This window comes from Candidatus Binatia bacterium, from assembly GCA_036382395.1.
GTDB lineage: Bacteria > Desulfobacterota > Binatia > HRBIN30 > HRBIN30 > JAGDMS01.
Map to the genome: position 1 here is coordinate 43,804 of DASVHW010000043.1, position 22,705 is coordinate 66,508.

The window sequence follows — 22,705 nt, forward strand, 5'->3', positions numbered from 1 at the left end:
AAAGCTCGAAGCCGATGGCTGAACCTGTCGTTGAAAGCTCCCCCGCCCCAGCCCATCCGATTCTGGATCGCCTGCAGGCACAATTCCCACACGACGTGACCGGCGTCAGTCTGTACCGCGGAGACGTCAGCGCCAGCATAGCGCCGGAACGCATCCTCGACGTAGCGCGCTTCATCCGCGATGATCCCGCGCTGCGCTTCGACATGCCGCTGGATGTGACGGCGGTCGATTATCTGGGACAGCACCCGCGCTTCGAAGTCGTGTATCATTTGTATTCTACCACGCACCATCACCGACTGCGGCTGAAGGCGCGTGTGCCGGAAGACCGCCCCCTCGCCAGCGTGACCCCGGTGTGGGTGGGCGCCAACTGGCTGGAACGGGAGACGTACGATATGTACGGCATCCGTTTCGCCGGCCATCCGGATCTGCGCCGGATTTATCTGTACGAGGAGTTCCAGGGGCATCCCTTGCGGAAAGACTACCCCAAGGACAGGCGGCAGCCGCTCATCGGCCCGGGCTCACGCCGCGGCGTGTCTACTGGCGACGACCGCCCGTACTCCACCGACTTGCCGAAACCCCCGCACGGCAAAGGCATGCTGGGGGCGGACTTGATGCGGGTACAGCTCGGGCCGTCCCATCCTGCCACTCACGGCACGGTGCGTATCGTCGTGGATCTGGACGGTGAAACCATCACCAACGCCGACGTGCAGGTCGGATTTCTGCATCGTGGCTTCGAGAAGGAATGCGAGAGCGGTTTCTACTATCAGGCGATTCCCTACACCGATCGCCTGAATTACAGTTCCGCGATCCTCTGCAACGTCGGTTACTGCATGGCGGTGGAGAAGTTGCTGGGGATCGAAACCACGCCGCGCTGCCAATTCCTGCGCGTCCTGTCCGGCGAGATGGCCCGCATGGCCGACCACTTCCTGTGTGTCGGCGCCACCGCGCTCGAGCTGAACGCGTTCACGCCCTTCTTGTACTGTCTCCAGGCACGCGAGCTGGTGTGGGACGTCGTCGATGCCCTCTGCGGTGGCCGCGTCACCAGCAACTACATCCGCATCGGCGGCGTCAGCGCCGACCTGCCTGAAGGCTTTGCCGAACTCGCTCGACTGAAGATTTCGAAGGCGCTGAAGCTGCTCGACGACACCGAAAAGTTGCTGACAGAGAATCCGATTTTCCGCGCCCGCATGGAAGGTGTGGGCTATCTGCCGGCCGAGGAGCTCATCGCCTACGGCGTGTGTGGTCCCGTGCTGCGGGCGGCCGGTGTGGATCTCGATCTGCGGCGGGCGCAGCCATACTTGGTGTACGATCAGCTCGAATTCGACGTGCCCCTCGGAACGCGGGGCGACAACATGGACCGCTATCTGGTCCGCCTCGTGGAGCTTCGACAGAGCGCCCGCATCATCGAGCAATGCTTGCGCATGTTGCCGCCTGGTCCAGTGGACATCGACGACCCGGCGATTCGCTGGCCGGGAAAGTCAAAAGTGTTCGGCCGCATGGAGGAGCTCATCGACCAGTTCAAGCTGGTCACCGAAGGTGTCAAGCCGCCGCCCGGCGAAGTGTACGTCGGCACCGAGTCGGCCAACGGCGAGATCGGCTTCTTCCTGGTCAGCGATGGCACGGGAAAGCCCTACAAGTGCCGCGCCCGCACGCCGAGTTTTTCGAACACCCAGCCGCTGGCGCGCATGATTCAGGGACGGCTGATTGCCGATCTGGTCCCGACGTTCGACTTGCTCAACATGATCGGAGGAGAATGTGACCGCTGAGCACGTCCACACGGGCGGCGCCGAGATCTCCGGCACACGAGCGGGCAGCCGCGGTGACCATAAGCTGTCAGACGCGTGTCGCGCCAGCATTGTGGCGCTGCGCAAGAATTACCCGCAGCCCCGCGCGGCGCTGTTGCCGGCCTTGCACCTGGCACAGGCGGAATACGGCTACCTGCCACGCGAGATCGTCGACGAAATTGCGGGATTGCTGGACCTGCTCCCCATCCAGGTCCAGGAGGTCGTGTCGTTTTATCCCATGTTCCACAGCACCAAGGTGGGACGCTGCCACATCCAGGTGTGCACCAACATCGCCTGTGCCTTGGGTGGTGCGCGCAAGCTGGTACGGCAAATCGAATCCACCCTGGGCATTCGCCCCGGCGAGGTCGCGCCGGACGGCAAGTTCTCGCTTGCCGAGGTGGAGTGTCTCGGATCGTGCGGCACCGCGCCCGTGCTCCAGCTCAACAACCAGCCGTTCCTCGAACGCGTGACAGCGGATGACATTGGCCGATTGCTGAAAGCTGACGATCCGCTTCAGGTCACGCGCGAAGCACCAGAAATCTCGATGATCCCGGAGGGCATCGAAGGCTATCTCCTCCCGCCCAATGGGCAGGCACGCCGCGCCATCGACGACTACCTCGCGGTGGGCGGCTACCAGACAGCGCAGAAAGCTTGGCGCGAAATGCAGCCCGAGGAGATTCAAGAGATCGTCAAGGCCTCGGGCCTGCGCGGCCGCGGCGGCGCCGGTTTTGGAACCGGTATGAAGTGGACCTTCATGCCGAAGGAATCGCAGAAGCCGTGCTACCTTGCCGTCAACGGCGACGAGAGCGAACCCGCCACCTTCAAGGACCGGCAGATCCTCCAGCGCAACCCACATCAGTTCCTCGAGGGCGTGTTGATCGCCGGGCGCGCCATCCGCGCCCAGGCCGCCTATGTCTACCTGCGCGGCGAGTACGTCGTTCCCTACCTCACCTTGATGGAGGCCAGGGAGCAAGCGTACGCGCGCGGCCTCTTCGGCGACAACATCATGGGCACGGGAAACAAGTTCGACGTCTACGTCACCCGCGGCGCCGGCGCCTATATCTGCGGCGAAGAAACCGGCATGATGGAATCGCTGGAAGGCAAGAAGGGCCAGCCCCGCAAGCGCCCGCCGTTTCCGGCCGCCTCGGGACTGTGGGCTTGCCCGACGACGGTCAACAACATCGAAACGATGACCCATGTCCCGGCGATCGTCGGACGCGGGGCCGAGTGGTTCAAGAGCATGGGCACCGAGAAGAGCACGGGCAACACGCTTTTCGGCGTCAGCGGCCACGTGCGCCGGCCGGGCGTGTACGAGCTGCCACTCGGCACGACGATGCAGGAGATCATCGAGAAGCATGCGGGCGGTTTGGCGAACGGCCGGCCGGTGAAGGCGATCATTCCAGGCGGCGTGTCGATGCCGGTGCTCACCGCTGACAGTATCGGCGTGCGCATGGATCACGATTCGCTGCAGAAGGCGGGCACGCTGCTCGGGACCGGTGGCATCGTGGTGATGGACGATTCCGTCTGCGTGGTGCGCGCCGCCGCCGTGATTGCGCGCTTCTTCCGGCACGAAACCTGTGGCCAGTGCACCAATTGCCGCGAGGGCACCGCGTTCCTCTACAAGCTGCTCATGCGCATCGAGAACGGCGACGGAACGGAGGCCGACCTCGACACCATCGCTCAGGTGTGCGGCTACATGGAAGGGCAAACGATCTGCGTGCTCTCCGATGCCGCGGCATGGGCGGCCGGTAACTTCCTCAAGCGCTTTCGTAGTGAGTTCGAGCAGCACATCCGAGAAAAGCGCTGCCCATTGCCGAACAGTTTTGAAATGTGAGAAGAGCCGTCAGCATTCAGCTAACAGCGGTCAGCTTCGGAGACCAGGTTCCCTCTCCCTCCGGGAGAGGGTCAGGGTGAGGGGACTAGATGATGGCTTCGACAAACGAGCTGAAAGCTGAGCGCTGAAAGCTGAGCGCTGGAGGATTCATGCCCGGACCGATTCTTCGCAACGCAGTGGTGAAATACTTCGGCACACCGAACCAGACCGAAGGCAGCGTCAACGAGCCGCGCGAACGCGAAGAGCACGGCATGCACTTCAATGAGAAGTGGACCTACCGCGGCCCGCGGCGCGACCCCGCTGGTGCCGTCGAGCGCATCATCTATTGGCACCGCTACGACTACGTCGGCGCGATGATCCGCAAGACCAAAGACGGCGAGTGGCAGAAGGACGACAGCCTCCCACAAGCGCTCGGTCGGACGGCGTAGCCACTTCACATCAAGTACGGAGTCCGGATCAGGTTCCTCCCTTTGCCAGAGTCCGTCGATTTTCTCCGAATGTAGCGGCGCAGCATGCTGCGCCGCTACGGAAGGGCGCGGAAAATGCGGCCTACCAAGCCAGCGGCCGGTCATTTATCGACAGTCTCTGCCAAGGAGGGGAATGAGGCTGGATTCGCCACCGGGCTTGCCGCGCCGGCGGCACTTGATACGATCGCCCCATGCGAATCGCAACCGTCTTCTTGGCATTCCTGTGCGCTGCCGCACTCAGCGCGGCCACGCCCCTGGGTACCGGCATGCGCATGCCGGCATTCACGTTAGCCGATCAGCACGACGTGCAAGGTTCGGTGCGCCCCGACACTCGCTGCGTCCTCTTCAGCCGCGACATGAGCGCCGCGAATGTCGTGAAGGAGGCGCTGGCCAACGACCCTGCTGCACTGATCGAGGCGGCTAGTGCCGTTGTCGTGTCCGACATCTCCGGCATGCCCAGCCTCATCACCAAGCTGTTCGCGTTACCGGCGCTACGCAAGCGCCCGTACCAAATACTGCTCGACCGCGACGGGAAAGTGACAGCGAACCTCCCCTCCATGAACGGCAAGGTCACGGTGCTTCAACTGCAGGCGCTCACCATCGAGCGCGTGGAGTACGTCGAGTCTGCCGACGCGCTCCGCGCGGCGCTGCGTCAGGCGGCCGCGCCGCCGCGGGACCATCGAGCCAGCGGGGACGCAGAATGATCAGCCCGGACTTCCGGAGCATGATGGCGCTCGAGCCGCACGGGCCGGACACATTCGTGGCCACGGGTCCGCGCTATCCCTGGGGCGGACTCTACGGCGGCCAGATCATCGCGCAGGCGCTACGCGCCGCCTCACTCACCGTCGACCCGGCCTACCAGTTGCACTCGCTCCACGCCTACTTCATCCGCCTCGGCGATGCGGCGGAGCCCATTCGGCTCGAGGTCGACCGCATCCGCAACGGCCGCAGCTTTCTCACGCGGCGCGTCGTCGCGCGCCAGTCCGTTGGCGCCATCCTCAACATGTCCTCGTCGTTCCACGTGCCCGAGGAGGGCCCCGAGGTGCAAACGGAGGACATGCCGCGCGTCCCGCCGCCCGACCAACTCACCCCCAATAGCTGGAGCCCACTCATCGAACGGCGCCTCCTGCGCGAGGACATCGCGCCGGGCCGCGTCGGCGCCTGGATGCGATTCGCGGAAGACATCGGCGACGATCCTCTCCTGAACGCCTGTGCGTTGGCCTACCTCTCGGACGATCTGCCGACCGACGCCGTGGTCGCGCGCCATCCCAATCGCCCGCCGCGCGATGCCGCGGAGCGAAGGTTCTGGAACGCCAGCCTCGACCACGCCATCTGGTTTCACCACCCGTTGCAGGTGAACGAGTGGCACCTGCACGATTTCACTTGTCGCGGACTCGTCGGCACGCGGGGCTTATCCGTCGGATCCATCTTCGACCGCCGCGGCCGGCACATCGCGACCGTGTCGCAGGAAGCCCTGATCCGGCCGATCCGCACCGACTGACCCAGCGCGCCTATTGCCAGCGGCCAAAACGCAGGGGCTCGCGTCCTTCGATTACCTCGGGCGTGATCATCGCTTGCCCGTCGGTAGATTGCCACACGGCTCGCGCCGCCGCTTCATTGCCCCCGGTAATCCAGCCGGTGAATCCGCCGACTTCAGCAGTGGCCAGTGTGATCGTCAAGCGGAGCGGGAAGTACACGATATTGGTCAAGGCCGCCAGCAGACTTGCCCCCGCATCAGGCTCGAGGCCCGTCGACGTCTCCGTCATCTGCGAGGCAGGTTCGCCACCCGCCAGCATCTGCTCAGCCGCCCAAACCGGCATCGCGACTACAAGCGCCAGCAGAAGAAGCAACGCACATGATGCCTTCTTCATGAGGCCTCCCTTGCAACCACTGTGAGCTTACACTCACGGCGAACGTTTGTCAGCACACACGCACCAGGCGCCGTTGTGACCCCTGGCCGTTCATGCTAATCGACTGCGGTTCTGATGGCCAAATCGGCACCGCAACAGCGTCCGGCACTCACCATCATTTTCCTCACCGTCTTCGTTGACCTCTTGGGGTTCGGCATTGTCTTGCCTCTGCTGCCCTACTACGCGCGCGAGTTTCATGCCTCTGGAATGACCGCCGGGGCACTGATCGCCGTTTATTCCGCCATGCAGTTCGTGTTTGCGCCGCTGTGGGGACGCTGGTCGGACCGCATTGGCCGGCGGCCTGTTCTTCTCGTGAGCCTGGCGGGTTCGACCTTGTCCTATCTGCTGTTTGCGCTCGCCGGCGGCATCGGCATGCTATTCGTCTCCCGGATTTTTGCTGGCATTGCCGGCGCCAACATTCCGGTGGCGCAGGCATTCATCGCCGACAGCACGAGCGAGAAGGACAGGGCTCGCGGTATGGGGCTCATCGGTGCCGCGTTCGGTCTCGGTTTCGTTTTTGGACCAGCGGTCGGCGGGTTACTGGCGCACTACGGTCATGCCGCCCCTGGTCTGGCAGCCACGGCCATTTGTGGACTCAACTTCATCGGCGCGCTGTGGCGTCTGCCTGAGTCGCTTGCCCCGGAGCGCCGTCACGTCACTCGAGGCCGACACCCGGTGACGCAGTTGCGTGAAGCGTTCCACCGGCCGCAGCTTGGCGTGTCCATGTTCATGTTCGCCGCCGTCGTGTTTTCGTTCTCCACCGTCGAGACGACACTTTCGTTGCTCTGCGCCACGTCCTACCGCATGAGCGCATCGCACATTTATTGGTTGTTTGCCTACCTGGGTGTGATGACCACGATCATGCAAGGCGGCCTCATGGGCCGGCTCTCCCACCGTATCGACGAGAGTCGCCTGGTTGTCATCGGCGCGGCACTGCTCGCTGCCGGCATCGCCGCGGCGCCGTACACACCGCCCATCACCCCACTTCTCCTGGCCTTGGGCGCCATCGCGTTCGGCCAAGGCATCACGTCGCCAGTGTTATCGAGCTTGATCTCGAAAGCGAGCGGAGGAAAGGGACACGGCGGCGTGCTTGGCATCTCCCAGTCGCTCGGCAGTCTGGCGCGCATCCTGGGCCCGCTGTGGGGCGGATTGATGTTCGACTACGGCGGACCAGCCGCGCCGTACCTGACCACAGCGGCCGTGATGGCCATCACGGCCTATGTCGGGCTCTCACTGCCGCACCACGCCCACGCCACAGCGGACGCCGGAGCGGAGTTGAAGGCAGGTTAGAAAATCTTCTCACGCGCCGCGGTAATGGCACGCTGCCAGGCTTTGAACCGGCCCTCGCGCTCATCGGCACTCCAGCACGGCTCGAAGATCCGTCCTGAGCGCCAGGCGTGACGGACGTCATCCAGACTGCGCCAGACACCGGTCGCCAGACCGGCCAGGTAGGCGGCGCCGAGCGCCGATGCCTGCACCGATTGCGGCCGCTCGACCGGCAGGCCCAGGACGTCGGCCAAGTGCTGGAGGAGAAAGTCGTTGACGGCGGCGCCACCATCAACTCGCAGGCGTGGCGGCCGCGGCGTCGATGAATCTTCGAGCAATGTCTCCAGCACTTCGCGGCTGCGATAGGCGATGCCTTCGAGCACGGCACGGACGACGTGCGCCCGCGTGCTGCCACGCGACAACCCGCCAATGACCGCACGAGCATCCGCATCCATGTAGGGCGTCCCCAAACCCTGAAACGCGGGGACGGCCCACACGCCGCCGGAGTCCGGCACCTGCATTGCCAGCGTGGCGCTTTCTTCCAAGCTTTGCAGCACGCCGAGGCCGTCACGCAGCCACTGCACCGCGGCGCCCGCGGTGGGCACCGTCCCTTCCAAGCAATAGGTGCGGCCCCCCGCCAGACCCCAGAGGATCAACGGGTAGGCACCATGCATCGAGAGCACCGGGAACTCGCCGACGTTGACGTCCGCCATGGCCGATGTTCCGTAGGTGATCTTGACCGCACCTTTGTCGACGCCCAGCTCGCCGAACATCGCGGCCTGTTGATCGCCGGCCATACCGGCCACCGGAACTTCCGCACCAAAGGCGTGCAAGCTGGCGTGGCCGTAGGTCTCACTGGACGAGCGAATGGTGGGCAACATGGTCGCAGGGATATTCAGAAACTCCAGGATCTGTTGATCCCAGCCGCCTTGCATCGCATCGTAGAGGCCGGTGCACGAGGCGTTGGAGTGGTCCGTGGCGTACACCGCGCCACCGGTGAGCTTCCATAAGAGCCAAGTGTCCACCGTACCGAAGCAGAGCTCTCCGTTGGCAGCCCGCTGCGCACCATCCGGCAGCGTACGCAGTACCCATTCGAGCTTCGTGGCCGAGGCCATGGCGTTCGTATAAATGCCGTGCGCCAGCAGCTCGGGCACACGATCAGCGGTGCGCGTGTCCTGCCACACGATGGCGGGGTAAATCGGGCGCCCCGAGTCGCGTTCCCAGACCACCGTCGTGGACCGCTGGTTGGCGATGCCGATAGCGGTGAGGTCGGCGGCCGTCAGCCGTGCGGCCTCCAAACTCCGCGCGCACACGGCATGGGTCGCCTTCCAAATCTCCTCGGCATCCAATTCGACCCAACCGGGTCGGGGATAGCGCGGGGTCAACTCGTGATAGGCGACGCCGAGGACGGCGCTGCTGTCATCGATGACCAGCGCGCGCACGCCGGTCGTGCCTTCATCAATCGCGAGAACGTAACGCATGACCAAAAAGCCGTGAGTCGTGCTCGTCAATCGTGTTCGGAAGAACAGCCCGGTTGGGTTCCCTCTCCCTTTGGGAGACGGTCAGGGTGAGGGCCAACAAGCCACGCCTCACGGACACGACTCACGATTCTTCGGGGATCAGCACCCCGGGGTTCATGATGCCGTTGGGATCGAGGGTCTTCTTGATGCGCCGCAACACCGCCAGACCGTTGCCGAGTTCCCGCTCCATCCACGGCATACGCAGGCGACCGATGCCGTGGTGGTGCGAAATCGTGCCGTGACAGCCGAGGGTCGCCTCCATCGCCTGGCGCCAGCACGCCAAGTACGTCGCTTCCGCCTGCTCTGGATCGTCGGGGCGCGCAACAAACGTGAAGTAAATGTTCGTGCCCTGCGGGTAGCTGTGGGAGCTGTGTCCGGATGCAATCACGATCCCCTCGACTTGTTGCAACGCGGCGATGACCTCGCGGTACAGGTCGTGAATGTGGTCCCAGGTGGTGGCGACCTCGATGGTATCCAACACGAAGCCTCGTTCGAGAAAGGTCTCGAAGCCGGGCACTTGGTTGCGCTCGACCAGCCAGTGCTGCACCGGCTCGGGTCCCACGACCTGTCCCCCGTTGGCCGAGCAGATGGCGTCGCTCGCCGTGCTTTCGGCCGCGGTCAACGCCGCCGGTCCTTCGGACAACAGCAACAGCAGGCAATTGTTGCCGGTGCTGGCGCTGGTGAACAAGCGTGCGGTCTCGATGCCATCGTACAACCGCACCACCGGCGGCTTCCATCCCGCACGCAGGATATGGCGAATCGCCTCCAAGCCCTCACCTATGGATGCAAAACTGTAGGCCTGGGGGACGCTGGTCTCAGGCCGAGGGAAGATCTTGGCCGTCACTTCGGTCACGATGCCAAGCGTACCTTCCGCACCCAAGAACAAGTGGCGCAGATCGGGCCCTGTTGCGGACCGCGGTCCCACCCGCGTGCGCAGCACGTGACCGTCGGGCAGCACCGCTTCGAGCGCGAGAACGATGTCCTCGATACTTCCGTAGCGCGTGGAGTACTGGCCCGCTGCCCGCGTCGCCACCCAGCCGCCGACAGTAGAGATGTCGATCGACTGTGGAAAATGCCCCATCGAGTACCCCGCTTCGTTCAGCGCCGCTTCGAAAGCATTGCCCATCATGCCGGCTTGCACGCGGACGGTCAGCGCGGTCTCGTTGAGCTCAACGATGCGATTCATCCGGCGCAGGTCGACGACGATGGCCCCATCGGCTGGCAGGACACCTCCGCACACACCGGAACCGGCGCCAAAGGGTACGATCGGAAGGTGCTGCTGATTGGCGTATTCGATCACCGTGCTGATGTGCTCGACTCCAGTGGGGCTCACGACGCACAGCGGGCGCGCGGTCAGGGTGCCACGCAGCGCGCGCAACACGGACAGACACCAGGTATCGCGGCTGTGTTGCCGCAAACTGTCGTCATTCCACCGCACGATCTCGCTGCCGAGTCGCGCCGTGAGTTCCTGGCGATGACGCACGAGGTCGGCTTCAGCCATGCGCCACGCGCGGTGTGGTTTCGGCTTCCAACTCCGGCGAGAAGGTGTTCACTTCGCGTACGTGGCGCCGATAGTTTGTGAGCTCCGCGGCGATACGACGGGCATCCCAACCCAAGAGATCGCCCATCAGCCGTGCCGCCTCGGGGGCCACGGTGAGACCGTTGTCGACATCCCACAAGAACAGACGCGCCCGCCGTTCCAGAAAGTCCTGCAACGTCATGGCCATCTCCTCGCGAACGGCGTAGGCCACCTCGCCGCGGGTGACCGCCTTGTCGGCGGCGCACCGGCGCGCCAACGCCGGGTCCGCCACCATGGCCTCCACCATCCGTTCCGCATTACTGCCGTAGAGACCCACCAACCGGTCGACGATGTCGGTCGCCACCTGCGGCCAACGTTTCTTCAGGCGCGTGACGAAGGCCTCGATATCATCACCGGTCTCACCGCCAGACAACGGCACGCTGTCGCTGTCGCCCTTCCTCTCAGGCAGCCGTTCCCCGCCGGCCGACAGACGCTCGACCGCCATCTCCACCACGCGCTCCGCCATCTTTCGATACGTCGTCAGTTTGCCGCCGGCAATTGAGATCATCCCCGTCGGACCGACCATGATTTCATCCCGGCGTGAGATTTCCGTCGGCGTCTTGCCTTCCTGGTGCAACAGTGGCCGAAGCCCGGCCCACGCGCCAACGACGTCGCTCTCGGTGAGTCGATCCACATCGAACGTTGCGTTGGCGGCATCGAGCAGGTACGTGACATCCTCCGCCGTGATCCACGGGTCGTCGTAGCGCCCGTCGTAATCCGTGTCGGTTGTGCCGATATAGACGACGTCGCCGTGCGGCACGACGAAGACCGCGCGGTGATCGGAGGTGTTCATGACTACGATGCGTGAAACCGTCAGCCGCTCGCGCCGCAGGACAAGATGAATTCCCTTGGTAAGATGCAGGCGCGGGGTCTCTCCTTCCCCCTCGAGCAGGCGGACGGCATCGACCCAGGGACCGGCGGCGTTGACGATCACCTTGGCACGCACGGAGCACTCGCCGCCGGTCATGGAGTCTTTGACCATCGCCGCGGACAACTTGCCGTTGTCCTTGGCCAAGCCCGTGACCTCGGAGTAGTTGGTGACGACCGCACCCAGCGCGGCAGCTGACTTCAGGGTGTCGAGCACCAGGCGCGCATCATCGGTGAGATACTCGAAGTAGAGACCGGCGCCGTACAGATCCTTCGGCCGCAACAACGGTTCCAAAGCAAGCGTCTCATCACGGTTGACCATCCGATAGCGCTCGTCTTCAAGGACCCGCGCCATGCGATCGAAGGTCCACAAGCCGACGCTGAGCTTGGCATAGGTCGGGCGCGAGTGGACGGGAACGAGCATGTGAATGGGCCGCGCCAGATGGGGTGCCAGGCGCCGCAGGACGCGGCGCTCGTTCGCGGCCTCCATGACCAGACCGACATCGCCTTGCTGCAGGTAGCGGACGCCCCCGTGAATCAGCTTCGAAGATCGGCTGCTGGTGCCAACGGCAAAGTCGCGCCGTTCCACCAGAGCGACGCGCAACCCACGCAGCGCCGCATCCCGCGCGATCCCAGCACCAGTGATACCGCCGCCGATCACCAGCACATCGAATTGATCACGCGAGAGCTGTTCGAGATTCTTGGCTCGGGTTCGGAACGAGAAATCGAGAGAACGCGCCATATAATTCTAGTAGAACACCGCCCCTTCGAATACCCGCCACCTTCGCTTCCCCTCCCGGGTTTGTCAACCGGAACCGCGGCGGCGTCATGGTTCGATATGGCGACGTGGTATCGCATTCAACCACTCATTTTGCTTCAGTTGACTCCGAAGGCTGGGCACGATTTACAGTACGGTGATGTTCCTTCGGGCGATACTTTTCGATTACGGCGGCACGTTGGATGGGGCGGGCAGCCATTGGCTGCTTCGTTTCGAGGAACTGTACCGCCAATCGGGGCTCGATGTGCCATTCGAACGGCTGCGAGCCGCCTTCGATCATGCCACACAGTGCGCCTACGCGGACCCGACGGTGGCCGGGTTCGGACTGGAGACGCTCGTGCAGTATCACGTGCAGCGGCAGATGGAACACCTCCGCATCTCCGACCCCACTCGTGCCGACATGGTGGTGGCGCGATTTCTCTACGCATCCCGGGCGGGACTGGAAGAGAGCCGCCTCGTACTCGACCGGCTCCGCCACCGTGTCGCCCTGGGAGTGATCTCGAATTTCTATGGGAATGTGCACCGGATTCTCAACGAAGCGGGGCTGGCGCCCCTACTGACCACCGTCATTGATTCGGGCGTCGTGGGCTTGAAGAAACCCGATCCGGAGATCTTCGCCTTGGCGGTACGCCAGATCGGCTGCGCACCAGCAGAGGCGCTGTATGTCGGTGACTCCTTCGAGAAGGACATCGTTGGGGCACACATGGCCGGACTTCGCACCGCTTGGCTGGTCGGCACGACGGAACGTCCCTGTCCCCGCCCGCAGTGCGTCGACGTGCGGGTGCGCCGCCTCGCGGATGTGGAACGGATCGTCGACAGCTTCCCGAACGCCAGCGCCGCAGCTGAGTCGTAAGCGCCGATGAAAGCCGGACTCATCGCTGCCGGGCTCGGCGTGCGCCTCCGCGAGCACGGCATCACGCTTCCCAAACCCCTGGTCCCCGTGGCCGGTAGAGCCTTGATCGACTACGTGCTGGGCGCCGCGGTCATGGCGGGAGTGCGTCAGATCGCGGCCATCGTCAACGAGGAGTCCAGCGGGATCGAGCAGCACTGTCAGGCGCATTGGCCGCAGCTGACATTCGAGTTTGTCCGGCGCACGACGCCAAGCTCGATGGAAAGCTTGTTCGCACTGCGCCCGTTGTTGGAAGGCGGACGGTTCGTGCTGCTGACGGTGGACGCGATTTTCGCACCGGCGGTGCTGCAAACATTCCTCAGCGCAGCAGCTGCGCGCGACGACGCACAGGGGGTGCTCGCATTGAGCGATTTCGTCGATGATGAAAAGCCGCTCTATACGCGCATCGCGTCAGACGGCCGTATCACGGCACTGGGTGCCGACGCCCAAGGCGCCACGTTGGTCACTGCAGGATTCTACGTGTTCGACCCAGTGATCTTCCGCGAAATCCCTCTCGCCAGGCAGTCCGGCTTCACGGCGTTGCGCCAGTTCTTGGGACACCTGCTCCAGCGGGGCTACCGTCTGTACGGCGAGCGGATTTCCAAGACCGTCGACGTCGACCGGCCGGAAGATATCGGTGTCGCCGAGGCCTTCATCCGCAGTGGATTCACAGCATGAGCAAATTGGTTGGCATGACCCGTGAGCGGGTGTTCTCACCTGGCAAAGTGGAGGATGACAGCGCCATCCTCGAAGCAGCCGCCGCCCACCTGCGCGCACGGGGCCACGCCGTAACGGTGTGCCGCGCCGACGAACCCGAGTGGCCGGACCCAACGGGTGTCAGCTTGGTGTTCACCATGGCCCAAGGGGCCGCCGCGCTGGCGCGCCTGCAACACTGGCAAGCGCAGGGCGTGCGCATCATCAACAACCCGGACGGTATCCTCAATTGCCAGCGCCACCGAACGATTGCAGCCTTCGCCAACGCAAAGATTCCGTTTCCCCAGAGTGTTCTCTTGGAGACGAGCGACGGCGCGGCTCTGCCGCAATGGGTGGCGCAGGGGGCATGGGTGAAGCGGGGGGACGTCCACGCCACCGAAGCGGGAGACGTGATCCGGATCGACAGCCGCGCCGCCGCGCGCGACGTGCTGCAGCGGCTGCAGCAGAGGGGTATCCGTACCGCCCTGGTGCAGCGGCACGTGCTGGGAACGGTGCTGAAGTTTTATGGTGTCTGGCAACGGTTCTTTCATTGCGTGCCCCCGCTCAACGGCTCGCCTCTTCCAGCCGACGTGCTCGAGCAAATGGAGGCGCTGGGCCGACGCGCGGCGCAAGCGCTGAACGTCGAAATCTACGGTGGTGATTGTGTTTACGCCGCCAACGGCGCGCTGTCCTTGATTGACTTGAACGATTGGCCCAGCTACGCTTCGTGCCGCGCTGAGGCGGCCATTGAGATAGCAGCCTATTTGCATGCGCGAGAAGCCGCAACTTGATGGGAAAAGCTGCATCGAAGAAAGCGCCGGCCCACGATCGACTCCCCGGGCCAAAATCACGCGCCCTCATCGCCACCGAGGGTGAGTACATTGCCCCGGGACTGCAACGCATTGCCCAGCTCTCCGAAATCGCCTTGGTGGAAGGGCGTGGGTGCACGCTGGTCGATGCCGACGGCAACGAATACCTTGATTTCTTTGCGGGCGTTGCGGTCGCCAGTCTCGGCCACTCCCACCCACGGTTCGTCTCCGCGCTGATCCATCAGCTCGAAAGGCTGGCGGTGGGGAGCTTCACCAACGAGCCGCGGACCGCATTGCTGAAACTCTTGGCGGAGCTGGCGCCGGGGGCGTTGAAACGGACCCAACTCTACAGCGGTGGGGCGGAGGCGGTCGAAGCCGCTGTTCGGTTGGCAAAATCGTACACCAAGAAGCACGAGGTCGTCGGCTTCTGGGGCGGTTTCCACGGCAAGACCGGTGGGGTGATGGGGCTGATCGGCGATGCGTGGAAGCAGAAATGGGGGCCGCTCGCTCCAGGCACATACCTCGTGCCGTATGCCGATTGCTATCGTTGCCCCTTCAAGTTGAGCTACCCGAATTGCGGCCTGTTCTGCGTCGAATTCATGCGCAAGTCCCTCAAGACCACTACCGCAGGGGCCATCGCCGCGATCATCGTCGAGCCGATGCAGGGGACGGCGGGAAACGTCATTCCACCACCGGAGTTCCTGCCCGCGGTGGCGGAGGTCGCGCGCGAGAACGATGCCCTCCTCATCATCGATGAAATGATCACCGGTTTCGGCCGCACCGGAAGCATGTTCGGCTGTGACCATACCGACACCGAGCCGGACGTCATGACGATCGGCAAAGGATTCGGGTCGGGGTTCCCGGTCACCGGCCTGGTCTCCACCGACGAGATCACCGCTTCCTTCCCCTTCGCCAAGCCGAGTTCCTCCTCGTCGAGCTACGGCGGCAACCCGCTGGGCGCGGCGGCGGCGCTGGCCACCGTCGAAACGATCTTGGACGAGGAACTGGTGGAGAACTCGCAACGCGTCGGCACGGTGCTGCTGCACGAGCTGCGTCGCTTGCAGGACAAATACGAGTTCATCGGCGATGTCCGCGGCTCCGGTCTCTTGATTGGGCTCGATCTGGTGAAAGATCGGACCACGAAGCAGCCGCTGTCCTCGGCTGTCACGGAAGAAATCTTCCGAGGCGCGCTTCGGCGCGGCCTGCTGCTGATGGGGTACTTCGCGCGCGTACGCATCAATCCACCTCTCATCCTGACAGAAATGGAAGCAAGGGACGGCGTCGCCATCCTGGATGAAGTCTTTGCCGAGGTGGCGCGAACCGGCAGCTACCGGCAATGACGAGAGTCCGTGATGGCGCGATCATTGGCTTCGGTAACATGGCAGCCAATGGTCACCTACCGGTCTGGCGCGAGCGCTCCGACTTTCGCATTGTCGCCGTAGCCGACTCGGACCCGGGCCGGCGCGCGCTGGCGGAGCAGGCCATCGCCGGCGTCCGGACGTACACGGATTACTACGAGTTGCTGCGCAGTGAGCGGTTGGATTTCGTCGACATCGCCACCCCGCCCTCGTTGCACGCGCCGGCGATCATCGCTGCGGCGCGGGCCGGTGTAGACGTATTGTGTGAAAAACCCGTCACGCCGTCGCTGCACGAATACCGCGCCGTGCGGACCGCTGTGAGCCAAGGCGGGGTGGTGTTGCACACGGTCCACAACTGGAAATACTCGGAAGCATTTCGTACGGCGCGGGGGCTGTTGGCGGCAGGCGGCCTCGGCTCGCTGCGCGCGATCTCGTTCGACACCGCGCGCAACGGCTGCGCCAGCAGCACCAGCGGCAACTGGCGCGTGCAGGCGTCCGTCGCCGGCGGCGGGATTCTCATCGACCACGGCTGGCACACCTTCTACCTGCTGTTGGCGCTGGCAAACGAACAGCCGTGCCGGATCCGCGCCGCACTGGAGCGGCGCCGCTACGTCGATGCCGAAGTCGAAGACACCGCCGTGTGCACCATCGATTTTCCGTCGCTCGTGGCTGAGATTCGCTTGACCTGGGCCGCGAGTGAGCGCCGAACACAGTGGCGGCTCGTCGGTAACGACGGCGATCTGCTGATCGACGACGACCAGGTGGTCATGCAGGGAAAGACGGCGCGACACTCGCAGCAGTTGGCGACGGCATTGTCCGCCGGCTCCCACCACCCGGAATGGTTTGCCGGTGTGGTGGACTCGTTTCGCCAGGAGCTGGATGAACCGGAGGTGCGGGGCACGAATCAAACAGAAGCTGAGTGGTGCCTGCTCATGCTCGACCTGGCGTATGCCTCCGATGCCCGTGATTCGCGGCCAATCGACGTTCCTCGGCTCAGCGAGTGGTTTGAGGGGGGGGTGGGGAATTGAAAACTGCTGTGATTCTTCCGCCGACAGCCGCAAGCTTTCAGACCGTCGCCGGCCTACCGCTGATTCAGCGCACCGTGCTGAGCGCGGCTCGATGCGACTTCGACCGTATCGTCGTTCTCGGAAACGGACGTGCCGAGCCTCTGCGCACGCTGCTTGCCGGAGACAAGCGCACGCGTGCCGTCGAGGTGACCAAGGGCCTGTCGCAAGTCGAAGGCTCATCCGTGACTGTGATCCCGAGCGATCGCCTACTGACCGCTGCGACCCTCGCACGCGTCAATGCGGCCAGTTTGGATGGCCGGCCGCTCCTGTTCGGTGCGGGCGGTCGCCATGACATCGCCGTGTGCCGGCCCGGGATGCTCTCTGGTATCGACCTCAACGCGCTCGCCGCACAGGGAGCCGACGCCGTGTGGGCGGCACTCCATGCGCGCGGGGCGCAGACCCTTCCGCTCGACGGGGAGGTCTGTCTGCCGGTCGGCGACGAACACTCCGCGGCCGCGGCGGAACTGGCGTTGTGCAAACGTCTGCGGGCTGACAGCGCCGCCAGTGATGGGCCGCTGGCCCACTGGATCGACCGCCGCATCTCGCTACGGATCAGCCGCTGGCTCGCCAACCACACGCGCGTGCGGCCGAACCACATCACCATCGTCGGGACCTCGATCGGGCTGCTCGCCGCCGCCACGCTCAGTGTCGGCACCTACTGGGCCGGAGTCGCCGGCACGCTGCTGTTTCTGTGCGCCACCATTCTCGACGGTTGCGATGGCGAGGTGGCCCGACTGACGTTCTTCGATTCCCCGTTCGGCGAGAAGTTCGATGTCATCACCGACAACATCGTGCATGTCGCGATTTTCATCGGCTTGGCGCTCGGCCTGTACCACCAAAACGCCAGCGGCCATTACCCTCTTCTGATCTCCATCTTGCTCGGCGGATTCGCATGCGACACAGCCCTGAGCTACTTTTTCCTCGTTCGGCGGCCGGGCTTCGCCCGCAGCGGCGGCGCGCCGGTGACTTTGAAAGGCAAGGTCCGGCGGAAGCTGCTGGGCCTCTTCGAGGCCATGATGAACCGCGACTTCGCTTACCTGCTCCTCGTGCTGGCAGTGGTCGATCGCTTATACTGGTTTTTCTGGGGCGCCGCGTTCGGCACCTATCTCTTCGCGATTCTGTTAGTGTGGATTTACCGATGGCGTGATGCGGCATGAGCACGGGCGCGGGCCGACTGACACCGTCACTCTCGTGCTCCGGCCTGCCCGGCATACGCCGATGATCCAATCCTTGGCTCTGGAGACATAGGCACAAGACGCATGTTTACTCAGCGTGTATTCCGTATCGCCGAACGCCTCTTTCTCGTCGGCGGATTGATTCTGCTCGGGTTCATCCTGCGCGAGCTTGGGGTGCGGGCCGTGCTCGCCAACCTCCAGCTCGTCGGTTGGGGAATTGTCGCGCTCGTGCTTCAGGAGATGCTGGCGTACGTGGCAAACACGCTGGGCTGGCGGGCGGCTTTCCCGACTCCCCGGCCCCGGATTCCGTTCACACAGCTGCTCACCGCACGCATCGCGGGCGACGCGGTCAACTACCTCACCCCAACCGCAACCCTCGGCGGTGAATTCGTGCGGACCCGTTATTTGCGCGGCCAAGCCGAAGGCACGTCATTGGTGGCATCGGTCGCTGTCGCCAAACTGACCCAGACCATCGGCCAGATTGCGTTCGTCATCATCGGCCTGGCGTTCGTGCTCGACGATACGCCGCTTCCGTCTGCCGTCCGGCACGGCCTGTTCGTCGGATTGGCAGCGTTTTCAGCGCTGACGCTGGCACTGGTCATGGCGCAGCGCCGTGGGATGTTCGCCCCGATGCTGCGGATGGCGCAACGCCTGGGGTTGCCGGATCGGGCGCCGGAGTTCGGGCGACGTCTGCAGCGTCTGGATGCAGAGATCGCCCGTTTTCATGGTGAGGGCAACGGCGCCTTTTTCCTCTCATCGGCGAGCTTTTTCGCCGGATGGGCCATGGGCGTCGTGGAAATTTACCTTATCCTTTGGCTGCTCGGGCTGCCCGTCAGTGTGCATCGCGCCCTCACCATCGAAGTGTTCTCGGTCGCCATCGACGGAATGTTCTTCTTCGTGCCGGCGAAGGTGGGGACACAGGAGGGCGGAAAGGTGCTCATCTTCACCCTGCTGGGCCTCGACCCGGGCAAGGGCCTGGCGTTAGGACTCTTGCGGCGCATACGCGAACTGACCTGGGCTCTGGTGGGAATGCTGATTCTGTCACGCCAGCAAATGGCGCCGCGCCCCGTCTTCCAACCCCTCGTCCGGTAGCGATGCGGGCTGCGCCCAGCGTCCGTTCGGCGGGACCGCTCCCCGCCCGCACTCCAGAGGCTTCCGGCGGACGTGTTGGGTCGCTTCGGGTGGCTACCAACGGCACTTGACGGAGATGCGAAAAGTCGCAGGCGCAATGCACGAGCGGCCCATGTCCCGAACCCCCGAGCGAAGGCGGCTGATCGTATCCGGTGACGACTTTGGTATGTCGCCGGGCGTCAACGCCGGAATCATCGCGGGGCATCGCAACGGCATTTTGACCGATGCCAGCCTGATGGTGAACGGGACCGCCTTTGCAGAGGCGGTCGATCTCGCACGCGCCACCCCGACACTGGCGGTCGGCCTGCACCTCGTTCTGGTGCAGGGCCGCGCCACGTCGGCGGCGCACCAGGTGCCCGGCCTAGTGGATGCCGCCGGCATGTTCCGGAACAACTCGGTGGCGGCGGGATTGCGCTACTTCTTCGCCCCCGGAATGCGCGCCCAAATTGAACGCGAAGTGAGTGCTCAACTGGAAAAATACCTCGCCACCGGGCTGCCGCTGGCGCACGTGGACGGTCACCTCAATATCCACATGCACCCGACCGTCCTGATGATCCTGTTGCGGCTCGCCTCACGCTACGGCGTCCGTGCCATGCGCCTGCCGCGCGAACCGTGGCGGATTTCGCTGCGGCTGGACCGGCGTGAACGCCGGCGTAAGCTGGTCGAAGCGCTGATCTTCCGCAACCTCACGCGTTACGCCCACCCGCGGCTAGCGGCGCATGGTATCCGCCATCCTGATCAGCTGTTCGGACTGCACCAGAGCGGCCACGTCAACGAACCATACCTGCTCAGTGTATTGAGCGCGTTGCCCGCGGGCCTCACCGAAGTCTACTGCCACCCTGCCTTCACCGACGACGAGGCACGACGGTGGCGTCCAGCAGATTACGAAAGCGAGGTCGAACTGGCGGCGTTGACCAGCCCCCGCGTTCGCCGGGCGCTACGCACGAGCGCGATCGAGCCCATGAGCTACGAGGACCTTGCCTCCTCGGGCTGAGTACTTCCAGGGGCCGCGACCGAGCCTTCGCCGAAACCCGCCAGCAGAGCGGCGCCTGCGATCGCCAGTGTGAAGGCCAGTGGCCGTAGCACCGCCGCCGGTCCCTCGCTCGGCAGGGCTTCGCCAAACACCATGATGCCGCCCACGATGGGCACCAGATTCGACAGGCCGGAATAGAGCGGCATCACCACCACCCCGCGGCCGCTCTGTAATGCCGCCTGCATCAGGGCAAATCCGACGATATTGGCGCCCGTAGTGAGAACGATGTAGATCACCGCATCCTGGGAGGCGAACGACCCCTCGTCGGCAAGCCCCTTGGCATAGACGGACGCCAAGCCCAAGATCAATCCGCTGGCGACGCTCATGCCGATGGCACGGCCCGGCTGCTGATCGGCAAACCACGCCAACGCGGAGAGGGCGAGCACCGCCACCGAAAACAGAAACAGGTCATGCGCCGCGCGGTGTGCCGCGGGATCGCTCGACAACGATACGCTCAACGTGATCAGCGAGGCGGTGATCAGCAAGACACCGAGCCACTCGACCGGCCGCGGCTCTTCCCCCAGTCCCACCACGGAAAGAATCACGAAGAGGACGATGCCACCGTTCAGCGCCGTGTGCACGATGGAGAGCGGGGCGGCGCGTAGCGCCATGAAGTAGAACCCGTAACCGACGATCTGCAGCGCCAGACCGATCATCCACAACGGATCGCGAACGAAGGCCCACCAGGCGCTGAGGCGCCAGCCACCACCGAGGGACGGCAGATGCTCCGCCTGACGCTTCATGAGATACAAGCCGAGCGTCAGCAAGGTACTGGCAACAATGGCTAACAGGGAAGCGAACTCCATACCCAGGCGGGTCGCAGAACCTCAGTCCGACGTCAAGCGCGCGCAACAGATCGGCAACGGCATCCGCCCCGTGAGCGCCAACGAGCCGGCACTCACGACGCAGGAGACGTCGTCGAGTTGGCTGCGGCCTTACCGTTGCCAGCTGCGCGGCGCTTGCGCATGGTGGACAGGAATTCGCGGGCTTCCCGCAACATGCGTTTGCGCTCATCGCGGCTCTTCAGCATTTTCTTCGCCGCCTTCATGAAATATCTCGGCCGGAAATAGTACTTGCGGTAGAAGCGCTCGACGGCCGCGAAAATCTCCTCGGCCGAAGCCTCCGGATAACTGACCGTGCACCGCTGGTAGCCGGCTTCGTCGTTGTAGACGTCCTGCACGAGGAAGTTGTGCTCTTTCACATATTCATAGAAGTGCGTGCCCGGATAGGGCGATGCCAGCGACACCTGGATGGTTTCCGGGTCCATTTCGCGGGCGAAACGGATCGACTCCTCGATGGTCGCCAGCGTTTCGCCGGGGAGGCCGACGATGAACGTGCCGTGAATGAGAATGCCGAGATCGTGGCAATCCTTCGTGAAGCGGCGTGCCCGTTCGAGGCTGACGCCCTTCTTGATGTTCTGCAAGATCTGCTCGTTGCCGGACTCGTACCCGACCACGAACAAGCGCAGCCCACCGTCCTTGAGAACCCGCAACGTCTCCCGGTCCACGTTGGCGCGCGCATTGGTCGACCAGCACAACCCGAGCGGTTTGAACAACTGCGCCAGCTGCCTGGCACGAGGTGGATCCGCGGTGAACGTATCATCGTCGAAGAAGATCTCTTTCATCTCCGGGAAGAGGCGCTTCATGTCCTTGACTTCCTCGAAGACGTTCTCCGAACTGCGGGTGCGGTAGGAATGGCCGGTCGTGACCTGCGGCCAGAGACAGAACGTACAGCGCGCGGGGCAGCCGCGGCCGGTGTACATGGAGACGTAGGGATACTGGCAATAGGGGCTGTTGTACTTCAGGTACTGAAGGTCGCGATGGTAAATCTGGGTCACGAAAGGCATCGCGTCGAGTTCCGCGGTGGTCAGCGGCAAGCGCTCTGGATTGTGAATCACGTTGCCGTTTTGCCGATAGCTGATGCCTGGAATGCGTGACCAGTCATGGCCCAGGGCAACGTCCCGAACGGCGTAGTCGAATTCCTTGCGCGCCACCAGGTCGATGGCCGACGACGCTTTCAGAGAGGCTTCCGCCTGCACCGTGACATGGCCGCCGACAAACGCGATGGTACACTTCGGATTGGCATCCTTGATCATTTCCGCCGTGCGCGCGTCGAGCCGGAACGAAGGCGTGCTGGTGTGCACGACGACGAAGTCGTAGGCGCTGGCGATGGCCACCGTTTGCTCCTGGTTGAGGTGCTCGGGCGGCGCATCGAGGACGCGGCTGTCCGCCACCAGCCCGGCCGGGTAGCAGAGCCAGGTGGGATACCAGAAAGACCACACTTCGCGGGTCGCCTGGTAGCGTGATCCTGCCCCGCCGTCGAAGTCCTCGTAGGCAGGCGGGTTCAGAAAGAGCGTCTTCATACAACTCCCATTGTGCCTCGTCCGATTGCTATTTCGAGCCAGCAGAGTAACCGAGCCCACCCGCCCGATCAAGAGCGCATCGATCCGAGCGCATCGATCCGCCACTCTCGGCCGTCACGGCAATGAGGATCGATGGCGCCCTCTCGGCGCACACGCACCAGAGTCGCGGAAACGCGTATCTCA

20 protein-coding genes are annotated in these 22,705 nt (G+C 64.1%); 14 read left to right on the forward strand and 6 right to left on the reverse strand.

The features are described 5' to 3' along the window. Positions 1–14 precede the first annotated feature (14 nt). The 5 genes from VF515_02590 (at position 15) to VF515_02610 (ending at position 5,586) form a co-directional block, all read left to right on the forward strand. A complete protein-coding gene (locus VF515_02590; protein HEX7406517.1) occupies positions 15–1,766 on the forward strand; it encodes an NADH-quinone oxidoreductase subunit D in 1,752 nt (583 codons plus the stop codon). Next, on the forward strand, positions 1,756–3,618 hold the full coding sequence (nuoF, locus tag VF515_02595) for an NADH-quinone oxidoreductase subunit NuoF (GenBank protein HEX7406518.1): 1,863 nt from the start codon (positions 1,756–1,758) through the stop codon (positions 3,616–3,618). The genes VF515_02590 and nuoF overlap by 11 nt, the downstream gene beginning before the upstream one ends. 149 nt (positions 3,619–3,767) lie before the next feature. Next, entirely contained in the window at positions 3,768–4,046 is a 279-nt protein-coding gene (locus VF515_02600; GenBank protein ID HEX7406519.1) for a hypothetical protein, read from the forward strand. Positions 4,047–4,276: 230 nt separating this feature from the next. Continuing rightward, positions 4,277–4,789: an FAD/FMN-containing dehydrogenase gene (locus tag VF515_02605; GenBank protein HEX7406520.1), complete on the forward strand. Its 513-nt coding sequence runs from the start codon at positions 4,277–4,279 to the stop codon at positions 4,787–4,789. Next, on the forward strand, positions 4,786–5,586 hold the full coding sequence (locus VF515_02610) for an acyl-CoA thioesterase domain-containing protein (protein HEX7406521.1): 801 nt from the start codon (positions 4,786–4,788) through the stop codon (positions 5,584–5,586). Before VF515_02605 ends, VF515_02610 begins: the two co-directional genes overlap by 4 nt. Positions 5,587–5,596: 10 nt before the next feature. On the opposite strand, the gene VF515_02615 is transcribed toward VF515_02610, so the two are convergent. Next, positions 5,597–5,956: a hypothetical protein gene (locus VF515_02615; GenBank protein HEX7406522.1), complete on the reverse strand. Its 360-nt coding sequence runs from the start codon at positions 5,954–5,956 to the stop codon at positions 5,597–5,599. 114 nt (positions 5,957–6,070) lie between these two features. On the opposite strand from VF515_02615, the gene VF515_02620 reads away from it, so the two are divergent. After that, positions 6,071–7,285 (forward strand): MFS transporter, encoded by a 1,215-nt coding sequence (locus VF515_02620; protein ID HEX7406523.1) that lies wholly within the window; start codon positions 6,071–6,073, stop codon positions 7,283–7,285. Here the strand turns inward: VF515_02620 and glpK are convergent. The 3 genes from glpK to VF515_02635 all read right to left on the reverse strand — a co-directional run bounded on the left by glpK (position 7,282) and on the right by VF515_02635 (position 11,969). Beyond that, positions 7,282–8,742 (reverse strand): glycerol kinase GlpK, encoded by a 1,461-nt coding sequence (gene glpK, locus VF515_02625; GenBank protein HEX7406524.1) that lies wholly within the window; start codon positions 8,740–8,742, stop codon positions 7,282–7,284. The genes VF515_02620 and glpK overlap by 4 nt on opposite strands. A gap of 121 nt (positions 8,743–8,863) precedes the next feature. Next, a complete protein-coding gene (locus VF515_02630; protein ID HEX7406525.1) occupies positions 8,864–10,282 on the reverse strand; it encodes an FAD-binding oxidoreductase in 1,419 nt (472 codons plus the stop codon). Further along, the gene (locus tag VF515_02635) at positions 10,275–11,969 is read right to left on the reverse strand and encodes a glycerol-3-phosphate dehydrogenase/oxidase (protein HEX7406526.1); all 1,695 of its coding nucleotides are present in this window, start codon (positions 11,967–11,969) and stop codon (positions 10,275–10,277) included. Before VF515_02635 ends, VF515_02630 begins: the two co-directional genes overlap by 8 nt. Before the next feature lie 175 nt (positions 11,970–12,144). Here VF515_02635 and VF515_02640 point away from each other — a divergent pair, with 175 nt between their 5' ends. From VF515_02640 to hpnK, 8 genes are all read left to right on the forward strand, one after another. Continuing rightward, positions 12,145–12,858: an HAD family hydrolase gene (locus tag VF515_02640; GenBank protein HEX7406527.1), complete on the forward strand. Its 714-nt coding sequence runs from the start codon at positions 12,145–12,147 to the stop codon at positions 12,856–12,858. Positions 12,859–12,864: 6 nt separating this feature from the next. Next, positions 12,865–13,572, forward strand: coding sequence for an NDP-sugar synthase (locus tag VF515_02645; GenBank protein HEX7406528.1), 708 nt, complete (start codon positions 12,865–12,867; stop codon positions 13,570–13,572). After that, a complete protein-coding gene (locus VF515_02650) occupies positions 13,569–14,378 on the forward strand; it encodes a hypothetical protein (protein HEX7406529.1) in 810 nt (269 codons plus the stop codon). The genes VF515_02645 and VF515_02650 overlap by 4 nt, the downstream gene beginning before the upstream one ends. Further along, complete coding sequence (locus VF515_02655) at positions 14,378–15,736, forward strand: aspartate aminotransferase family protein (GenBank protein HEX7406530.1); 1,359 nt, start codon at positions 14,378–14,380, stop codon at positions 15,734–15,736. The genes VF515_02650 and VF515_02655 overlap by 1 nt, the downstream gene beginning before the upstream one ends. Beyond that, on the forward strand, positions 15,733–16,782 hold the full coding sequence (locus tag VF515_02660; protein HEX7406531.1) for a Gfo/Idh/MocA family oxidoreductase: 1,050 nt from the start codon (positions 15,733–15,735) through the stop codon (positions 16,780–16,782). Before VF515_02655 ends, VF515_02660 begins: the two co-directional genes overlap by 4 nt. Continuing rightward, on the forward strand, positions 16,779–17,978 hold the full coding sequence (locus tag VF515_02665; protein HEX7406532.1) for a CDP-alcohol phosphatidyltransferase family protein: 1,200 nt from the start codon (positions 16,779–16,781) through the stop codon (positions 17,976–17,978). Before VF515_02660 ends, VF515_02665 begins: the two co-directional genes overlap by 4 nt. A gap of 102 nt (positions 17,979–18,080) precedes the next feature. Continuing rightward, positions 18,081–19,088 (forward strand): lysylphosphatidylglycerol synthase domain-containing protein, encoded by a 1,008-nt coding sequence (locus VF515_02670; GenBank protein HEX7406533.1) that lies wholly within the window; start codon positions 18,081–18,083, stop codon positions 19,086–19,088. 151 nt (positions 19,089–19,239) lie between these two features. Continuing rightward, positions 19,240–20,121 carry a hopanoid biosynthesis-associated protein HpnK gene (gene hpnK, locus VF515_02675; protein HEX7406534.1) on the forward strand — a complete coding sequence of 294 codons (882 nt, stop codon included), beginning with the start codon at positions 19,240–19,242 and terminating at the stop codon, positions 20,119–20,121. On the opposite strand, the gene VF515_02680 is transcribed toward hpnK, so the two are convergent. Next, positions 20,094–20,966 (reverse strand): hypothetical protein, encoded by an 873-nt coding sequence (locus VF515_02680; GenBank protein ID HEX7406535.1) that lies wholly within the window; start codon positions 20,964–20,966, stop codon positions 20,094–20,096. The genes hpnK and VF515_02680 overlap by 28 nt on opposite strands. A 92-nt stretch (positions 20,967–21,058) precedes the next feature. After that, positions 21,059–22,522 (reverse strand): hopanoid biosynthesis associated radical SAM protein HpnJ, encoded by a 1,464-nt coding sequence (hpnJ, locus tag VF515_02685; GenBank protein ID HEX7406536.1) that lies wholly within the window; start codon positions 22,520–22,522, stop codon positions 21,059–21,061. Positions 22,523–22,705: the final 183 nt, after the last annotated feature.

Bases quoted from the DNA above. Each gene is read 5' to 3' on its own strand.
- VF515_02630 (HEX7406525.1), bottom strand. From the start codon at position 10,282: ATGGCTGAAGCCGACCTCGTGCGTCATCGCCAGGAACTCACGGCGCGA.
- VF515_02635 (HEX7406526.1), bottom strand. From the start codon at position 11,969: ATGGCGCGTTCTCTCGATTTCTCGTTCCGAACCCGAGCCAAGAATCTC.
- VF515_02670 (HEX7406533.1), top strand. From the start codon at position 18,081: ATGTTTACTCAGCGTGTATTCCGTATCGCCGAACGCCTCTTTCTCGTC.
- VF515_02605 (HEX7406520.1), top strand. From the start codon at position 4,277: ATGCGAATCGCAACCGTCTTCTTGGCATTCCTGTGCGCTGCCGCACTC.
- VF515_02650 (HEX7406529.1), top strand. From the start codon at position 13,569: ATGAGCAAATTGGTTGGCATGACCCGTGAGCGGGTGTTCTCACCTGGC.
- VF515_02590 (HEX7406517.1), top strand. From the start codon at position 15: ATGGCTGAACCTGTCGTTGAAAGCTCCCCCGCCCCAGCCCATCCGATT.
- VF515_02615 (HEX7406522.1), bottom strand. From the start codon at position 5,956: ATGAAGAAGGCATCATGTGCGTTGCTTCTTCTGCTGGCGCTTGTAGTC.
- VF515_02655 (HEX7406530.1), top strand. From the start codon at position 14,378: ATGGGAAAAGCTGCATCGAAGAAAGCGCCGGCCCACGATCGACTCCCC.
- glpK (HEX7406524.1), bottom strand. From the start codon at position 8,742: ATGCGTTACGTTCTCGCGATTGATGAAGGCACGACCGGCGTGCGCGCG.
- VF515_02610 (HEX7406521.1), top strand. From the start codon at position 4,786: ATGATCAGCCCGGACTTCCGGAGCATGATGGCGCTCGAGCCGCACGGG.
- VF515_02640 (HEX7406527.1), top strand. From the start codon at position 12,145: ATGTTCCTTCGGGCGATACTTTTCGATTACGGCGGCACGTTGGATGGG.
- hpnJ (HEX7406536.1), bottom strand. From the start codon at position 22,522: ATGAAGACGCTCTTTCTGAACCCGCCTGCCTACGAGGACTTCGACGGC.
- VF515_02680 (HEX7406535.1), bottom strand. From the start codon at position 20,966: ATGGAGTTCGCTTCCCTGTTAGCCATTGTTGCCAGTACCTTGCTGACG.
- hpnK (HEX7406534.1), top strand. From the start codon at position 19,240: ATGTCCCGAACCCCCGAGCGAAGGCGGCTGATCGTATCCGGTGACGAC.
- VF515_02620 (HEX7406523.1), top strand. From the start codon at position 6,071: ATGGCCAAATCGGCACCGCAACAGCGTCCGGCACTCACCATCATTTTC.
- VF515_02645 (HEX7406528.1), top strand. From the start codon at position 12,865: ATGAAAGCCGGACTCATCGCTGCCGGGCTCGGCGTGCGCCTCCGCGAG.
- VF515_02600 (HEX7406519.1), top strand. From the start codon at position 3,768: ATGCCCGGACCGATTCTTCGCAACGCAGTGGTGAAATACTTCGGCACA.
- VF515_02660 (HEX7406531.1), top strand. From the start codon at position 15,733: ATGACGAGAGTCCGTGATGGCGCGATCATTGGCTTCGGTAACATGGCA.